Origin of the sequence: Devosia ginsengisoli (assembly GCF_007859655.1) — a bacterium.
Taxonomy (GTDB): domain Bacteria; phylum Pseudomonadota; class Alphaproteobacteria; order Rhizobiales; family Devosiaceae; genus Devosia; species Devosia ginsengisoli.
Window position 1 is genome coordinate 4,067,004 of record NZ_CP042304.1, and the last position, 16,456, is coordinate 4,083,459.

General features: G+C 65.0%; 12 protein-coding genes and 1 pseudogene. 8 read left to right on the forward strand and 5 right to left on the reverse strand.

What is annotated here, in order from left to right; all coding sequences use genetic code 11:
• Positions 1–4 precede the first annotated feature (4 nt).
• Both FPZ08_RS19860 and FPZ08_RS19865 read left to right on the forward strand, forming a co-directional pair.
• Positions 5–1,408, forward strand: coding sequence for an FAD-dependent oxidoreductase (locus FPZ08_RS19860; RefSeq protein ID WP_146292162.1), 1,404 nt, complete (start codon positions 5–7; stop codon positions 1,406–1,408).
• The gene (locus tag FPZ08_RS19865) at positions 1,395–3,584 is read left to right on the forward strand and encodes a GMC family oxidoreductase (RefSeq protein WP_146292164.1); all 2,190 of its coding nucleotides are present in this window, start codon (positions 1,395–1,397) and stop codon (positions 3,582–3,584) included. The genes FPZ08_RS19860 and FPZ08_RS19865 overlap by 14 nt, the downstream gene beginning before the upstream one ends.
• A 48-nt stretch (positions 3,585–3,632) precedes the next feature.
• On the opposite strand, the gene FPZ08_RS22870 is transcribed toward FPZ08_RS19865, so the two are convergent.
• The 5 genes and pseudogenes from FPZ08_RS22870 to FPZ08_RS19885 form a co-directional block, all read right to left on the reverse strand.
• Positions 3,633–5,405, reverse strand: coding sequence for an efflux RND transporter permease subunit (locus tag FPZ08_RS22870; protein ID WP_342780147.1), 1,773 nt, complete (start codon positions 5,403–5,405; stop codon positions 3,633–3,635).
• Positions 5,406–5,475: 70 nt separating this feature from the next.
• A pseudogene (locus FPZ08_RS22875) lies at positions 5,476–6,762 on the reverse strand (efflux RND transporter permease subunit); the annotation flags it as partial.
• A gap of 3 nt (positions 6,763–6,765) precedes the next feature.
• Entirely contained in the window at positions 6,766–7,962 is a 1,197-nt protein-coding gene (locus FPZ08_RS19875) for an efflux RND transporter periplasmic adaptor subunit (RefSeq protein WP_146292166.1), read from the reverse strand.
• A complete protein-coding gene (locus tag FPZ08_RS19880) occupies positions 7,959–8,426 on the reverse strand; it encodes a GbsR/MarR family transcriptional regulator (RefSeq protein WP_186767096.1) in 468 nt (155 codons plus the stop codon). Before FPZ08_RS19880 ends, FPZ08_RS19875 begins: the two co-directional genes overlap by 4 nt.
• 91 nt (positions 8,427–8,517) lie before the next feature.
• Entirely contained in the window at positions 8,518–9,159 is a 642-nt protein-coding gene (locus FPZ08_RS19885) for a DUF1028 domain-containing protein (protein ID WP_146292176.1), read from the reverse strand.
• A 129-nt stretch (positions 9,160–9,288) separates the two neighbouring features.
• Between FPZ08_RS19885 and FPZ08_RS19890 the strand changes: the two genes are divergently transcribed.
• From FPZ08_RS19890 to FPZ08_RS19915, 6 genes are all read left to right on the forward strand, one after another.
• Positions 9,289–10,857 (forward strand): ABC transporter substrate-binding protein, encoded by a 1,569-nt coding sequence (locus tag FPZ08_RS19890; protein WP_146292178.1) that lies wholly within the window; start codon positions 9,289–9,291, stop codon positions 10,855–10,857.
• A gap of 183 nt (positions 10,858–11,040) precedes the next feature.
• Entirely contained in the window at positions 11,041–11,988 is a 948-nt protein-coding gene (locus FPZ08_RS19895; protein WP_146292180.1) for an ABC transporter permease, read from the forward strand.
• Entirely contained in the window at positions 11,985–13,769 is a 1,785-nt protein-coding gene (locus tag FPZ08_RS19900) for a dipeptide/oligopeptide/nickel ABC transporter permease/ATP-binding protein (protein WP_146292182.1), read from the forward strand. Before FPZ08_RS19895 ends, FPZ08_RS19900 begins: the two co-directional genes overlap by 4 nt.
• Entirely contained in the window at positions 13,766–14,575 is an 810-nt protein-coding gene (locus FPZ08_RS19905) for an ATP-binding cassette domain-containing protein (RefSeq protein ID WP_146292184.1), read from the forward strand. The genes FPZ08_RS19900 and FPZ08_RS19905 overlap by 4 nt, the downstream gene beginning before the upstream one ends.
• A complete protein-coding gene (locus tag FPZ08_RS19910) occupies positions 14,572–15,387 on the forward strand; it encodes a FadR/GntR family transcriptional regulator (protein ID WP_146292186.1) in 816 nt (271 codons plus the stop codon). The genes FPZ08_RS19905 and FPZ08_RS19910 overlap by 4 nt, the downstream gene beginning before the upstream one ends.
• On the forward strand, positions 15,384–16,424 hold the full coding sequence (locus FPZ08_RS19915; protein WP_146292188.1) for an osmoprotectant NAGGN system M42 family peptidase: 1,041 nt from the start codon (positions 15,384–15,386) through the stop codon (positions 16,422–16,424). Before FPZ08_RS19910 ends, FPZ08_RS19915 begins: the two co-directional genes overlap by 4 nt.
• Positions 16,425–16,456: the final 32 nt, after the last annotated feature.

Consider the following 16,456-nt stretch of genomic DNA (forward strand, 5'->3'; position numbering starts at 1 on the left):
ACGAATGGCTCAGACCCTGATTCAGGAAAACTATGACGTTGTTGTTACGGGTGGCGGCTGTGCCGGCATCGCGGCTGCGATAAGCGCCGCCAAGGCCGGCATGAAGACGCTGCTTCTCGAAGCCGGCTCGATGATTGGCGGCGAACTCATCACCGGCCTGCCCGTCGACGGGGCCCTCAATGCGCGCGGCGAATGGGTCGTCGGCGGGGTCCTCAAGGAGATCCTGGAAGAGCACGAGCGGCTCGGCGGCTATATTGGGGCCATCAACGACTGGCGCCTGATCTGGTATGTCTGCATCGATCCGGAAATCATGAAGCTGGCCGTTGCCAACGTGGTCCGCCGTGCCGGCGTGCATGTCTGGATGTACTCTTTCGCCGAAGACGTGGTGCGTCGCGGCGACGAGGTCACCGGCGTCGTGGTCATCAACAAAAGGGGCCGCACGCTGGTCGAGGCGCCCGTCTATATCGACGCCTCCGGCGATGGCGACATTGCCATGCGCGCCGGCGCGCAGATGATGATCTCCAACGAAAAAGGCGAGTTCCAGCCGCTCACCATGCTGTTCCGCATCGGTGGCGTCGAGACCATGGATCTCCTGCAGTTCTGTGTCGATCACCCCGAGAACCTTGCGGTGGGCGAATCCGAATGGATGGGCCAGTCGCTGACACCCAAACAGTGCGCGCAGAACCTCTACGACCAGAGGCAGCCCGCGGTGTTCTTCAAGGCCGGTGGCCCGCTGATCACCGGCGGTATCGAGCGCGGCGAGCTGCAGGAAACCGCGCTGATCGGCATCATTCCGGTATCCGCCGAGCGCAAGGAAGTTTCGGTCAACACGACGCGTATCGCCAATATCGATGCGACCGACGCCGTTGCGCTCTCCAATGCTTTCACGACGCTGACCGACCAGGCATGGCGCAGCATCGCCTTCATGCGCAACAACATCCCCGGCTTCGAGAAGGCGTATTTCGCCGGCCTGTCGCATCGTATCGGCATCCGCGAGACGCGCCGCGTGGTCGGCGACTACATTCTCACCGGCGATGACGTGTTGAATGCGCGCAAGCGCGACGACGGCATCGGCAAGGGATCGCACCATGTCGATATTCACCAGGAGGGCACCAAGCAGGTCCGCATCCCGGTGGCCGATGGCGGCTCCTACGACATGCCCTACGACATGCTGGTGGCAAAGGGCATCCGCAACCTCTACGCTGTCGGCCGCTGCATGTCCGCCGATCGTGAGGGACACGGCTCCGCCCGCGTGATGGGCCCCTGCATGGCCCAGGGCGAGGCGGCCGGGCTCGGCGCTGCCCTGAGCATCCGCAGCAACCGCCCCGGCGATGTCCACTCTGTCGATGTCGGGCACCTGCGCGCCGAGCTGAAGAAGCAGGGAGCCATCCTGGATGGCACCCACTGACGGATCGTCAGGTGACCGCCCGCGGGCTCGACTGGCCCTGAGTGAATCGGAGGCTGCCCTGCTCGGGGCAGTCTTCGACCGCATGTTTCCCGACGATGGGGATGGCCGCAGCGCCAGCCGCATGGGCGCGGTCGACTATGTCGATGGCGCCCTGGCCGGGGTCGAGGCGGAAAATTTGACCGCCTACCGCAGGCTGTTCGACTGGCTGTCGATCAGTGCGATGGCACGCTGGAAGCGTCCGGCCACCCAGCTTGCCGACAGCCAGCTCGACCAGCTGATTGCCGAACTGGAGCGGGGCGCCGTCGCCGACGGGTTCAGCCTGTTGCGCCGCGACCTGCTGCGCGGCCTGTTCGCCGATCCCGCCTATGGCGGCAACCGCGACATGTCGGGGTGGAAATTCCTGCGCCATCCCGGCCTCGGCAAGGATGACACCCATCCTCAGGGGTTGAGCGATTGGACCGCATCGGATAGCGCCCCGCTGCCCGAGGCCTTCGACCCCGAAGCCGGAAGGCGACCGCCCGGCCAGAATGTCGATGTCGTCATTATCGGCGGCGGAGCCGTCGGCAGTGTCGTTGCCGCGCGGCTGGCCCATAGAGGCCTCAAGGTCGTCGTTCTGGAGGCCGGACCATGGCGATCCCGCGCCTCCTACCGGCCGGACGAACTGGGGCAGGCATTCTACGGCCGGGCCGCGCTCGGCCCGAAATTCAACGCGGAATCCCCGCGCTGGGTGCGCAATACCGCCGACGCGGAAGATCGCCCGCTGACCTTTTCGCTGGGCCGGATGGCCAACGGCGTCGGCGGCTCATCCGTGCTGTACGGCGCCCGCTTCCGCCGCTTCCACCCCCATCATTTCCAGCAGCACTCGGCGATTGTCAGTCGCGGCCTGGCCGGGGAACTACCCGCCGCCTCCAGCCTGGTAGATTGGCCGATCACCTATGACGACCTGGAGCCCTACTACACCGAGTTGGAATGGATGATCGGCGTCGCCGGCGAGCCCAGTCCCTTCACCCCGCGCTCCCGGCCGCTGCCTTATAAACCCCTGCGCCCATTCCCCGTAGGCGAGGCATTTTCCTCGGCAGCAGGCCAGCTCGGCTACCAGCCCTACGCCATTCCGGTGGGACGGGTCGGCGCGGCGCGCGACGGCATCACGCCGACCTACGATCCATGGGACGAAGGCATTGGCGCCGACACAAGCGAGCGCTGGACGCCGCTGGATACGCTGCTGCCCGCGGCGCTGGCGACGGGCAATCTCGACCTGCGAACCATGTGCCGCGCCCTGCGCATCGTCACCGACAGTTCGGGCCGCGCCCGCGGCGTCATCTACCGCGATCCGGACGGACGCGAACGCCAGCAAGACGCCCGCGCGACCATCGTGGCGGCCTACACATTCGAGACCGTCCGTCTGCTGGCGCTTTCCGGTAATGACACGCGGCCGGACGGCCTGGGCAACCAGCACGGGCAACTCGGCCTGAGCTACATGTCCAAGATGTTCCCGCAAGTGGTCGGACAGTTCAACGACAAGGTGTTCAACCGCCATACCGGCCCGGGCGGCCAGGCCGTCATTATCGAAGACCTGATGGCCGACGGCGCCATAGCTGTGCCCGGCATTGTCGGTGGCGGCACGCTCAGCACGGAAAACCAACTCTTGCCGCTGCAGATCGCCAGTGATCTTGCCCCGCTCGACGCCCCGCGCTGGGGCGCCGGATACAAACAGCACCTGCGCGGCTGGAACAGTCGTGCCGCCATCAAGATCCAGGCCGATGCCCTGCCGCTCTCGACCAACCGGCTCATGCTCGATCCGCGCTGGCGCGACCGGTCTGGCGTCGGCGACCCGGTCATGCGCGTGGTCTGGGACCTGTGCGAGCCCGACAGGCGGCTTTACGAGCACATGCAGAAACGTGCCGAACAGCTCCTGCGGGAAATGGGAGCACATCGCATCGGTCGCGGCCCCATCGAAACCGGCGTCGGCTGCTGCCACGATCTGGGCGGCGCGCGGGCAGGGCAGGACCCCGCGCTCAGCGTGGTCGACCCCAATTGGCAGGTTCACGACACGCCCGGACTCTACGTCTATTCGGGCGCTACTTTCTCCACCTGTCCCGGCATCAATCCCACCCTGACCATCTGGGCCTGGGCACTGCGCAATGCCGACGATCTCGCACGGTCGCTGGGAGCATGACGGCAGGGCCGATAGCGCCTCGCAAGGCGCTATCGGTGGTGTCAGGGTCTATTCCGCCGGGACGTGTTCCCCATCGTCCGGTGCCTTCGGCAGGAAGCGGCGGGTGAAGGCGCCGAAGCTGTCGATATAGGTCAGCAGCACCGGCACCACGAGCAGTGTCAGTGCCGTGGAGCTGATGAGGCCGCCGATGACCGCATGCGCCATGGGGGCGTTCTGCCCGCTGCCCTCATGCAGGTTCAGGGCCAGCGGCAGCATGCCGAAGATCATTGCCAGCGTGGTCATGATGATCGGGCGGAAGCGGGTCGAGCCCGCCTCTACCAGCGCGTCATAGAGGTTCCAGCCTTCCTTGACATGCTTGTTGGCATTGTCGACCAGCAGGATGGCGTTCTTGACCACGAGGCCCATCAGCATGATGAAGCCGATGGCCGAGAACATGTTGAGCGTCGAGCCGCCGACCAGCAGGCCCACCATCACGCCGATCAGCGCCAGCGGCAGCGATCCCATGATGGCGATAGGCTGCAGGAAGCTGCCGAACTGGCTGGCTAGCACCAGGTAGATGAAGATGACAGCCAGCAGCAGGGCCGAGCCCACCGCACCCATCGTATCGCCGATCTGTTCGACCTCGCCGCCAAACGAGCTGCTATAGCCGGTCGGGAAGTCGAGGCTATCGACCGCCGCCTGCAATTGCGGCGTGACCGTGCCCAGCTCCACATCCTGCAGATAGGCCTCGATGGTCACGCCACGCTGCAGGTCCTGACGATTGATCGTCGCCGGTCCGGTGCTTTCCACCACTTCGGCCACCTGGCTGAGCGTGATCATCTGGCTCGATCCCGTGGCGCCCGACTGCGCGATCGGCAGGTTGCCGATGGCATCGACATCGTTGCGCAGTTCAGGCGGCAGGCGCACCACCACCGAATAGACCTGCCCATTCTGGGCGGTCCAGTCGGCCACATCCTCGCCGCTGATCAGCGGCCCGAGCGTCGAGGCGATCTGGCCCATCGAGATGCCCAGATTGTCGGCCAGGTCGCGATTGATGCGAATGCCGACGACCGCCTGCGCCGCATCGACGCTGGAGGTGATGTTGATCAGCCCCGGGATTGCGGCCAGTTCGCGTTCGAGCTGGTCGGACAGCCGGCTCAGCACGCTGAACGTATCGCCGTAGAGCGTGATGGAGACCGGCGCCGTGCTGCCGCCAAGCCCGGACGCGGCCGACACCTGGAATTCGGCGCCGGGCACGGCTTCGAGTGCGTGGCGGATGCGCGGCATGATCTGCTCGGGCGTGATATCGCGCCGGTCCTTGGAGACCATGGTGACTGTCATGGTGCCGCTATTGGCGCCCGTCGCTGCGAGGCCTCCGCCCACCGTGGAATAGGTGGTTTCGATCTCGGGGAAAGCGCGGATCACCGTCTCGGCCTGCCGCAGCTTGGCCGCCGTAGCATCCTGCGACGAGCCGGGCGGGGTTTCCACCGAGACGGTGAAGATGCCGGTATCCGTTACGGGAATGAATTCGACGCCGACGCGCGGAAACAGCAGGAACGAGCCGACAAAGGACAGCAGCGCGATCAGCAGTACCGTCTTGCGGAATTTCAGCGCCCACCGGATCAGGTTGCGATAGCCGCCGGTGATCCATTCGAACAGCCGGTCGAATTGCTGCACCGCCCGGCCGACCGGGCCGCGCTTGGCGCCCGGGTGAGCGGCCGGATCGTACCAGACGCTCGACATCATCGGGTCCAGCGTGAAGGCCACGAACAGCGAAATCAGCACCGCGACCGACACGGTCACGCCGAACTGCAGGAAGAACTTCCCCATAATGCCGTCCATGAAGGCGACGGGGGAGGAACACGGCCACGATGGACAGCGTCGTCGCCATCACGGCGAGGCCGATCTCGTTGGTGCCATCGAATGCCGCCTGTCGGTGGGACTTGCCCATATGCAGGTGTCGCGTGATGTTTTCTCGCACCACGATGGCGTCGTCGATCAGGATGCCGACGGCCAGCGACAGGGCCAGCAGCGTCATCATGTTGAGGCTGAAGCCCAGCACGTTGAGCACGACCATGGTGCCGATGATCGAAATCGGCAGGGTCAGGCCGGTAATGATGGTCGAGCGCCAGGAATTGAGGAACACGAACACGATCACCACGGCGAGCAGCGCGCCTTCGACCAGCATGTTCTGCACGGCGTGGAACGAGTCTTCCACCGGCTGCGCATTGTCCACCACCACCTGGATGCTGACCTGCCCCTCGGGCAGTTCATTGGCCAGAAGGCTGGCGATGGTCTTGCGGATTTCCTCGGCCACGCCAACCGTATTGGCGCCCTGGGTCTTGAGCACGTCGATGGCAATGGCGCGCTCGCCATTGAGAATGGCAAGGCTGGCTGCCTCCCCGGTTCCATCGACGATGGTGGCGACATCGCGCAGCGTCACGGGCTGCCCGCCCTGGTTGCCCACGGTCACGTCATAGAAGTCGTCCTCATCCTCCAGGCGCCCCAGCACCTGGATGGATTGCACGATACTGTCCTGGGTGATCGAGCCGGCGGCGAGGTCGCGATTGGCGGCCTGCAGTGCCTGAACCACGGCATTGGGGCTGATATTGAAGGCCGCCAGCCGATCGGGGTCGATCTGGATATTGAGCTGGCGCGGCACGCCGCCGACAACGCTGGCGCTGCCGACGCCGTCGATATTGGAGATCCGCTTGGCGATGACATCCTGGGTCAGGGTGGTCAGGTCGCGGTCCGACAGGGTGTTGGAACTCACGGCCAGCGACAGCACCGGCAAGGCGCTGGGGTCGAAGCGCAGCACCCGCGGATCGCCGGCGCCATCGGGCAGTGTCGCCGCAATGGGGTCGATCTTGTCGCGAACGTCCTGCGCCTTCTGCTGGGAGTCGGAATCGAGGTTGAAGATCATCAGCACCATGGCCTGGCCGGCCTGGGCGGTGGATTGAATGGTGTCGAGCCCGGCAATGGTGTTCACGGCCTCTTCGATGGGCTTGATCACATCGGCCTCGACAGCCTCGGGCGAGGCGCCGGGATAGCTGACCACGACGGCCACGACCGGGAAGTCGATATCGGGCAATTGCTCGATCGGCAGGCGCTGGTACGAATAGACACCGAACACCAGGATCGCCACCATGATCATGGTGGCAAAGACGGGGTGATTGACGCTGATGCGAGTGAGGAACATGGCTCAGCCCTCGACGAGCGTATAGGCGTCGCCGGCCGCCAGTTCATCCAGCGGGGCTGAAACCACCACATCGCCTGCCGTTACGCCGGTGACTTCCACCAGGCGCCCGCGATCCCATTCCTGCACAATTTCGATGCCCTGGCGCACCAGCGTGCCATCGGCCAGCTTGAGCACGAAATGGCCATCGGCGTCTTCACGCAGGGCGGCGGCGGAAACGGCAAACGCGTCGGCCTTTTCGGCGACCGTGATCTGCCCGGTGGCGAACATGCCGCCACGCAGGCTGCCTTCGGCATTGTCGAGCTCGATATAGATCGGCACCGTCCGCGTGCCGCTGATGGCAACCGGATTGACCCGGGTCACCGTGCCGGCAAATTCCTGCCCGTTAAGGCCGGTCACTGCGACCGTGGCCGGCTGGCCGGGGGCGACCATGGCGCTCGAATTGACCGAGGCAGCCGCATCGAATTGCATTTCCTGCAGGTTGACGATGGTGAACAGCGGCGTGCCCGCCGAAATGGTCTGGCCCGGCTCGACCGAGCGCGCGGAGACCACGCCATCGAGCGGCGCCTTGACCGAGGCATTGCTGAGTGCCAGCTCGGCCGTCTGCACGGCAATGTCGAGGGCGCTCAGATTGGCTTCGAGGGCCGCATTGGCGGAACGCGCCTGTTCCAGCGTCGACGGACTGGCCAGCCCCTGACTTGCCAGCTGTTCGGTACGTTCGAGCTGCTGCTGCGACGAGGCGAGCTGGGCGCGGGTCGCCTGGGCCGTGGCCTGCTGCTGGTTGAGCTGCAATTCCAGGGTTGCCCGGTCGATCTGCGCGAGAAGGTCGCCTTCCGATACCGGATCGCCCGGCCGCTTGAGCACGGCCATGACCCGACCGGATGCCTGCGAGGCAACCTCGGACTGCCGACCGGGAACCAGCGTTCCCGTCACCTTGACGGTCTGGCGCAGGGTCGTGGCCTCGATCGTCGCGGTTTCCGACTGCCGGATTTGCTTGGCGACCGGTGCGGTGTCTGCAACTTCGGGCGCGGGCGGGGCAGGGGGCTGCAGGAAGATGAACCCCACAATGCCCACGACGATCACCCCGAGCACGATCCATGGCACGATGCGGCGCTTGGGCTTGAGACCCTTGGCCACACGCTCGGCATTGTTCTTCTCACGCTTGCTCTGGGCCCAGACGGGCTTCTCGTGTGCGGCGGTCATTCTGGGTCCTTTCGGATCGTCTGTTCGTTATGAAGGGCCGCAGCCCAGTCAGTGAGCATCCTGGCAGCCTGGTCCAGGACCTTGGAAAGGTCTTCGACCCGTTCGGACGCCGCCGTGTTCTCCGTCCGGAGCGGGGCAACAAAAGCCTGCACGGTCCGGGCCTGGTGGATCACCCGTTCAGCCATCTCCCCTATCACATCCACGGACGGGAAGTTGTTAAGCTCGTAGAAATCCTGCCTGTCGCCCGGATGGGCCGTCAGCCGGATCACGCCGCGCTTTGCCATGCGGCGGGCATTGGTGCTGACGCTGGCCCGGCTGACGCCCAGCTTCTCGCTGAGCTGCTGCAGGCTGAGCTCGCGCCCCTCGATGACCAGCAGGCCGAATATGCGACCCGCGATCCTGGGGTCGCCTGCCTGCTGGAACATCAGTCCCATTTCTTCCACAAATCTGTCGACGGATGACACGCCAGGTTTCATCGTTCAGTGCATACTGAATGATATGAACCTTGTCCAGTCACTCCCGCAAATGATTGGTATCCCTCAAGATGCTGCGCTCTTACCGGCGCGGCACGCCGGCAAAAAACGCGGCATAGGGCCCGGAAATGGCCTGCTCGAACAGTTGCGCGAGCGCGGCCATGGGGTCATCGGAAAAATCGACCCGCAGGTCGATATCGGCAAAGCCCTGGTCGCCATGCACCCGCAAGGCGGCGGAGCCGATGCCGCGACTATCACCCCCCGCATCGGCCCCCGCGATAAGGGCCCGCAACAGGCTGGCGGCAAAGCCACTCTTTTCTCGATGGCGCCGATAACTGCCCAGCATATCCTCCAGCACCGCAGCACTAACAAGCATATTCCCTGCGACACCCACGCCCTCTTCAGTCAAATGCCCCGCATAGGCCACGCATTCTCCCCCGGTCCAGCCAGCCACCCGTCCGGCCCGGTCAACGACAATGATCTGCCGCCGCTCGGCATCGCCATCCCGCGCCAGCGCGGCACCCAAGGCGGTGTCAGCGGGTTGCTCATCCAGCAGCGCCAGCGCGTCTATGGCCAGATACGGATTGGTCATGGCCTGCGTCGCCGCCGCCCCCACACTGGCGCGCGTATGCGGCACCAGCGCCCCGACCATCGGCCCGGCCGTCGCCGTGGCAACGCCGAAGGCGCCGGTCATGGGGTCGCGGGCGACGATCGAAAAAGTCATGCACAATCCTCTGAACGACATTTATCATCATAAATTGACAGACGCCGAATTTATGATGATAAATTGTCCAGCTCTTCTCCCACGGTCCTTACCGCGAGGCAAGGGCGAGGGAACGCAAGGAGGAAATCAATGATCCGCAACTGGAAAAGCATTGCGCCGCTGCTGCTGGCCGCGACCGCTCTGGCTCTCGTCTCGCCCGCCATGGCGCAGACGCCCCCCAATATTCTCGTCGTCGGCCAGATCGCCGAACCGGCATCGCTGGACCCGCATGTCTCCACCGCCGCCAACGACTTCCGCATCGCCGTCAATATCTATGACGGCCTGGTGCGCAACACGCCCGGCACGCTGGAAATCGAACCGGCCCTCGCCACCGACTGGACCATTTCCGAGGATGGTCTCGAATACACCTTCAACCTGCGCGAAGGCGTCACCTTCCACGACGGCACGCCCTTCAATGCCGAGGCGGTGAAGTTCAATTTCGACCGCATGCTGGACGAAAACCACCCCTTCGCCTCGACGGGTCCCTTCCCGCTCGCCTTCTTCTTCTCCTCGGTCGAAAGCGTCGATGTGGTGGATGATCTCACGGTCAAGTTCACCCTCAACGAGCCTTTCGCGCCGTTCATGTCGAACCTGGCCTCGCCCACCGGGCTGATCGTCTCCCCGGCAGCGGTCGAGCAATATGGTGCCGATTACGGCCGTCACCCGGTCGGCACCGGCCCGTTCAAATTCGAGGAATGGCAGTCCAATACCAGCGTCGTCGCCTCGCGCAACGATGCCTATTGGGGTGGCGCGCCGCCGCTCGAAGCGGTCATCTTCCGCCCCATCACCGACGCCAATACCCGCGTCGCCGAAATGCTGTCCGGCGGCATCGACGTGCTGCTCGAAACCCCGCCCGACAATGTCGCCCAGTTCCGCGACGACGCCAATTATCAGGTCGTCGAGGCCGTCGGCCCGCATGTCTGGTACGTCATGCTCAACGCCAAGGACGGCCCCTTCGCCGATGTGCGCGTGCGCCAGGCGGTGAACTATGCCGTCAACAAGGAGAGCCTGGTCAACGACGTGCTCCAGGGTACCGCGGAAGTCTCCGCCGGCCCGATCCCGCCCGCCTTCAACTGGGCCTATAACGAAGAAGTCGCGCCCTATCCCTACGATCCGGAAAAGGCCAAGGAACTTCTCGCCGCAGCCGGTGCCGAAGGCGCGACCCTAACCTTCCTCGTTACCGAAGGTGGCTCCGGCATGCTCGACCCGGTGCCGATGGGCACGGCCATCCAGGCCGATCTCGCCGCAGTCGGCCTCAATGTCGAAATCAAGACCTATGAGTGGAACACCTTCCTGTCGGAAGTGAATCCCGGCCTCGAAGGCAAGGGCGACATGGCCGAAATGGCTTGGATGACCTCCGATCCCGATACGCTCCCCTTCCTCACCCTGCGCACGGCCGCCTGGCCGGCCGAAGGCGGCTTCAACTCGTCCTATTATTCCAATCCGGAAGTGGACGAACTGCTCGACCATGCCCGTCTCTCCACCGACCCGGAAGAGCGCGGCGCGCTTTACAAGCAGGTCCAGGCCATCACCCACGAAGATGCGCCCTGGCTGTTCGTCGCCAACTGGAAACAGAACGCAGTCATCACCAGCGCGGTGGGCGATTTCGAACTGCAACCGGACTTCTCGCTGGTGCTGCGGGACGTGACCAAGCAGTAGGAACTGGGGGAAGAACTCCTCACCCGTCTCGGCCTGCGGCCGATCCACCCCTCTCCCTCAAGGGGAGAGGGGAGGCACCACGAATGGGAGGCGCCGCGCCTCCCTTCTCCCCTTGAGGGAGAAGGTGCCCGAAGGGCGGATGAGGGGTTTCTTCGCTCACTGGGAACGAAAGGAGGACCAGAAATGCCCGCCTATATCGGCAAGCGCCTCCTGGCCGCGATACCTGTCATCCTGGGCCTTTCCATCATCGTCTTCCTGGTGATGAAGCTCATCCCGGGCGATCCGGCGCAGGCCCTTCTCGGCTCCTATGCCACGCCTGAAAACGTCGCCCGCATCAATCGCGCCCTCGGCCTCGACCGCTCCTGGCCCGAGCAATATGTCATCTGGATCGGCAATCTCCTGCAGGGCGATTTCGGCCGCTCCTACATTCTCAATCGCCCGGTACTCGATGAAGTGCTGGAGCGTTTCGGCGCCACGCTCATCCTCGCCGGCGCCTCGCTCGTCATCTGCTCCGTTCTCGGCATTCTTGCCGGCATCGTCTCGGCCGTGCGCCAGTTCGGCTGGACCGACCGCATCGTCACCTTCTTCGTGCTGATCGGCATTTCCATGCCGGCCTTCTTCCTCGGCCTGGTCTTCATCCTGTTCTTTGCCGTGCAGTGGAAGCTGCTGCCCGCCTCGGGCATGTATGCCGTCTATGGCGGCGGCGACCTGCCCGACCTCTTGCGTCACCTGATCCTGCCCGCCGGCACGCTGGCCATCGTCGCCACCGGCGTTGTCGCCCGCCTCACTCGCGCCGCCATGCTCGAAGTGCTGCGGCAGGATTTCATCCGCACCGCCCGCGCCAAGGGCCTCAGCGAAAACAAAGTGATCTACCGCCACGCCTTCCGCGCCGCTTTGGTCTCCATCATTCCGGTGCTCGGCATTCAGGCCGGCTTTGTGCTGGGCGGCGCCGTCTATATCGAAACCGTGTTCCAGTGGCCCGGCCTGGGCCAGATGCTGGTCAAGGCCGTCTCCACCCGCGATCTCCTGCTGGTGCAGGGCGGCGTGCTCGTTGCCGCCACCGTCTACGTGCTCGTCAACCTCTTGGCCGACGTCGCCCAGGCCATGCTCGATCCGAGGCTCAAGGCATGACCGATATACCAGTCACGCCCCCGGCCGCCCGCAAGCGCCGCAGCAATTGGCAATTGCTGATGGCCAACCGCCTCGCCGCGGCGGGCCTGTTCCTCTTCGGCTTCATCGTGGTTGTGGCCCTGCTGGCACCCATCCTGCCCATGCCCAACCCTGACATAACCGACCAGCCCAATCGCCTGCTGCCCCCGCTCAGCGCCGGCCACCTGTTCGGCACCGATCATCTGGGTCGCGACATCCTCTCGCGCCTCATCTGGGGCACCCAGGTCTCGCTGCTGGTCGGCATCAGCGCAACGGCGCTAGCGGCCCTGTTCGGCTCGCTCATCGGCCTCGTCGCCGGCTACACCCGCGGCGCGACCGACAGCGTGCTCATGCGCTTCGTCGATATGCTGATGGCCTTCCCCTATATCCTATTGGCCATTGCCATCGTCGCGGCGCTCGGCCCCGGCCTGCTCAACGCACTCTACGCCATCGCCATCGTCAATATCCCCTTCTTCGCCCGCAATATCCGCGGCGTCACCGTCTCGATCCGCAATCGCGAATTCGTCGATGCCGCCCGCCTCTCCGGCAAGAGCCATGCGGCCATCCTCTTCACCGAAGTGCTGCCCAATGTGCTGCCGGTCATCGTCATCACCATGTCCACCACGGTGGGCTGGATGATCCTCGAAACCGCCGGCCTCTCCTTCCTCGGGCTCGGCGCCCAGCCGCCGACCTCCGATCTCGGCTCCATGCTCGGCCAGGCCCGCGCCCAGCTTTTCACTGCTCCCCATGCCTCCATCGTGCCCGGCATCATGATCTTTATCCTGGTCATGAGCATCAACCTGCTCGGCGACGGCATCCGCGACGTGCTCGACCCGCGCCTGCGCTCCGGTGCGCTCGACCGACCCATGCCGGTCACCCGCATCGACCGCAAGACCGTGCCCGCCCCGACCCTGTCCGATGCCCCGGCTCTGGTGGTCGAAAACCTCTCCACCGGCTTCGACACCGGCGACACCATCACCCCGGCAATCCGCGACATCAGCTTCCGCCTCGGCAAGGGCGAATGCCTCGGCCTGATCGGGGAAAGCGGCTCCGGCAAATCCGTCACGGCCCTGTCGCTCATGGGCCTCGTCGCCTCCCCTCCTGGCGTCATCACCGATGGCGCTGTCTATATCGAGGGCAGGGACGTGCTGTCCCTGCGCGAGCAGCAACTGATCGGGCTGCGCGGTGCCCGCGTGGCCTATGTGTTCCAGGATCCCCTGACCACTTTGCATCCGCTTTTCGTGGTGGGCGACCAGATCGCCGAAGCCATCCTCGCGCACAATCCGGTGGGCAGGCAGGCCGCCCATGCCCGCGCCGTCGCTCTCATGGAGACGGTCGGCATCCGCGACGCGGCCAGCCGCGCCAGTGCCTATCCGCATGAGCTTTCCGGTGGCCAGCGCCAGCGTATCGGCATCGCCATGGCCCTCGCCAACGACCCCGACATCATCATCGCCGATGAGCCCACCACCGCGCTCGACGTCACGGTGCAGGCCCGCATTCTCGAATTGCTGCAACAGCTTCGCCGCGAGCGCGGCCTGGCCCTCCTGCTCATCACCCACGATTTCGGTGTCGTCGCGCAGGTCTGCGACCGCGTTGCCGTGATGAAGAATGGCGAGATCGTCGAACAGGGCGATACCCAGGCTATCCTGCGCGATCCGCAGCACGACTATACCAGGCGTCTCATCGCCTGCGTGCCCGAACTCGGCGAAGGCCATGGCTTCCTCGATCGTGTCCGTCCGCTCTTCCCGGAGGCACGTCCATGAGCGACAACGCCGTCGAAATCCGCGATCTGGTCAAGACCTTCGGTGGCGGCCGCAGCCTTTTCGGCCGGAAGGCCAGCGAGATACACGCCGTCCGCAGCATTTCCCTCGATCTCGGGCGCGGCGAAACCCTGGGCATTGTCGGGGAAAGCGGCTCGGGCAAATCCACGCTGGCCCGCATGCTGGTCGGCCTCGAACGCCCGACAGCCGGCACCATGGTCATCGACGGCAAGCCATGGGCCGATCTGGCCGCGTCCGGTTCCCGCGCCTTTGGCCGCGCCATCCAATATGTATTTCAGGACCCGGTGGCCTCGCTCAATCCGCGCAAGACCATTGGCGACATTCTCGACGTGCCGCTGCGCCTGCTCTGCAATTACGACCGCGCCCGCCGTCAGGCCCGCAAGCGCGAGCTGGTCGACGCCGTGCAGATGCCCGCTGACACGCTCGATCGCTATCCGCACGAATTTTCCGGCGGCCAGGCGCAGCGCATCGCCATTGCCCGCGCCCTTGCCGCCGAAGCCCGCATTCTCGTGCTCGACGAGCCGGTCAGTGCGCTTGATGTCTCGGTGCAGGCCCAGGTCCTGCTGCTGTTGCAACAGCTCCGCGACGACCTTGGCCTGTCCTATCTCTTCATCAGCCACGATCTGGCCGTGGTGGAATCGATTTCCGATCGCGTCGCCGTCATGTATCTCGGGGAAGTGGTGGAGAGCGGACCGGCGGCCCAGCTTTTTGCCGACCCGCAGCATGACTATACGCGGTCGCTCATTGTCAGCGCCCCGCGCCTTACCGCACCGGACAGCGCCCTATGAGCTTGCATGACCCCATCGATCCACCTGCGCGCGCCGGGCGCCCGCGCCGCAAGCGCACCGATGAAATCGTCGATGCCATCAAGCGCATGATCGTCGAACATGGCCTCGGCCCCGGCGACCGTCTCCCGCAGGAGCGCGACTTGATCTCCCAGTTTGCCGCCAGCAAGGGCACGGTGCGCGAGGCGCTCAAGGCGCTCGAAGTCCAGGGGTTGATTTCCGTGCGCACCGGCCCGGGCGGCGGCGCCTTCATCGAGCGCATGTCGGAGGGCAGGGCCATGAGCCTGCTCTCCAACTTCCTCTTTGCCAAGAATCTGTCGATCGCCAATATCTACGAGATGCGCAAAGTGCTGGAGCCGCAACTGGCAGCCAGCGCCACCCCGCATATCGATGAGGCCGGTCTCAAGCGCCTCGAGGCTATCATCAAGATTTACGACCACGAACCGGCCGACGCGACCGAGCGTTGGAACCAGCGCATGGCGGAGCTGGATTTTCATGGCGTCGTCGCCGAATATTCCGACAATCCCATCCTCGCCTTCACCTGCCGCTTCCTGCAGCGCTTGCTCAAGGAACTCACCATCGCGCAGGATATCTATGTCCAGCCCGAGCCGGTGTCCCGCGCCAGCGGCATCCAGCACCAGCGCGACCTCATCGCCGCGATGCGGGCGCGTGACGCCGCCGCCGCGGCCGCCATTCTCGCCGCGCATATGGACGAAGCCGAAAAGCACATGCTGGGCCTTCAGGCCGAATTGGTGGATCGCTTCCTCATCGAGGAGGCCGCACCGGCACCCGCCAGAAAGCGCCGCACCGCATGATCGATCAGGATTATCTCCTCGGCCGCCTGCTTGACCTGGTCAACACCCCGAGCCCCGTCGGCATGACCGGCCGCGCCGTTTCCCTGGTGGAGTCCTGGCTGCGCGAGCTCGGCTATGCTCCCCAATATACCCGGCGCGGCGTGCTCTATGTCGAAGTCGGCGACGGGCCGCCCCGCCGCGCCCTGGCCGCCCATCTCGACACGCTCGGCGCCATGGTCACCGAACTCAAGCCCAATGGCCGGCTGGCTTTGCGCAATACCGGCACCTGGGCCGCACGCTTCGCCGAGGGTGCTCGCGTCACCATCTTCTCCGACCATGCCGAACACCGCGGCACCATCCTGCCGCTCAAGGCCTCCGGCCATCGCTTCAATACCGAGGTCGACACCCAGCCCGCCGACTGGGACAATCTCGAAATCCGTGTCGACGCCGTGCTCCCCGGCCGCGACGCCCTTGTCGCTGCCGGCTTCAATGTCGGCGACATGGTCGCGGTGGACGCCCAGCCCGAAGTGGTGGACGGGTTCATCGTCTCCCGCCATCTCGATGACAAGGCTGGCTGCGCCACGCTCCTGGCCGTCCTCAAAGCCATCGCCGAAGGCCAGGTGAAAGTCGCTGTGCCCTTCCAGGCCATGTTCACCATTGCCGAGGAGATCGGCATCGGCGGCACGCATGGCTTCGGTCCCGAGGTCGAGGAACTGCTCGCCATCGACAATGCCGTCACGGCCCCGAACCAGACCTCGCGCGACGACTCGGTGACGATCGCCATGCGTGATCGCCAAGGCCCGTTTGATGCGCAAATGACAAGGTCAATGCTAACAGTCTGTCAACGCGAAGGCATCAAGTGTGAACGCGATACCTTCCGCCATTACCGCTCCGACAGCGCCGCCGCCGTCGAGGCCGGATGGGACATCCGCGTCGGCCTGGTCTGCTTTTCCCTCGACAGTTCCCACGGTTGGGAACGCACCCACATGGCGTCTCTTGTCGCGCTGGGCCGGCTGCTGATCGGCTACCTGGAAACCGACCTCACCCCTGTAGCCTGACCAGCCAAAAGCGGAAAACCACCTTGACAGCT

Bases quoted from the DNA above. Each gene is read 5' to 3' on its own strand.
- FPZ08_RS19860 (WP_146292162.1), top strand. From the start codon at position 5: ATGGCTCAGACCCTGATTCAGGAAAACTATGACGTTGTTGTTACGGGT.
- FPZ08_RS19865 (WP_146292164.1), top strand. From the start codon at position 1,395: ATGGCACCCACTGACGGATCGTCAGGTGACCGCCCGCGGGCTCGACTG.
- FPZ08_RS22870 (WP_342780147.1), bottom strand. From the start codon at position 5,405: ATGGACGGCATTATGGGGAAGTTCTTCCTGCAGTTCGGCGTGACCGTG.
- FPZ08_RS19875 (WP_146292166.1), bottom strand. From the start codon at position 7,962: ATGACCGCCGCACACGAGAAGCCCGTCTGGGCCCAGAGCAAGCGTGAG.
- FPZ08_RS19885 (WP_146292176.1), bottom strand. From the start codon at position 9,159: ATGACTTTTTCGATCGTCGCCCGCGACCCCATGACCGGCGCCTTCGGC.
- FPZ08_RS19890 (WP_146292178.1), top strand. From the start codon at position 9,289: ATGATCCGCAACTGGAAAAGCATTGCGCCGCTGCTGCTGGCCGCGACC.
- FPZ08_RS19895 (WP_146292180.1), top strand. From the start codon at position 11,041: ATGCCCGCCTATATCGGCAAGCGCCTCCTGGCCGCGATACCTGTCATC.
- FPZ08_RS19900 (WP_146292182.1), top strand. From the start codon at position 11,985: ATGACCGATATACCAGTCACGCCCCCGGCCGCCCGCAAGCGCCGCAGC.
- FPZ08_RS19905 (WP_146292184.1), top strand. From the start codon at position 13,766: ATGAGCGACAACGCCGTCGAAATCCGCGATCTGGTCAAGACCTTCGGT.
- FPZ08_RS19910 (WP_146292186.1), top strand. From the start codon at position 14,572: ATGAGCTTGCATGACCCCATCGATCCACCTGCGCGCGCCGGGCGCCCG.
- FPZ08_RS19915 (WP_146292188.1), top strand. From the start codon at position 15,384: ATGATCGATCAGGATTATCTCCTCGGCCGCCTGCTTGACCTGGTCAAC.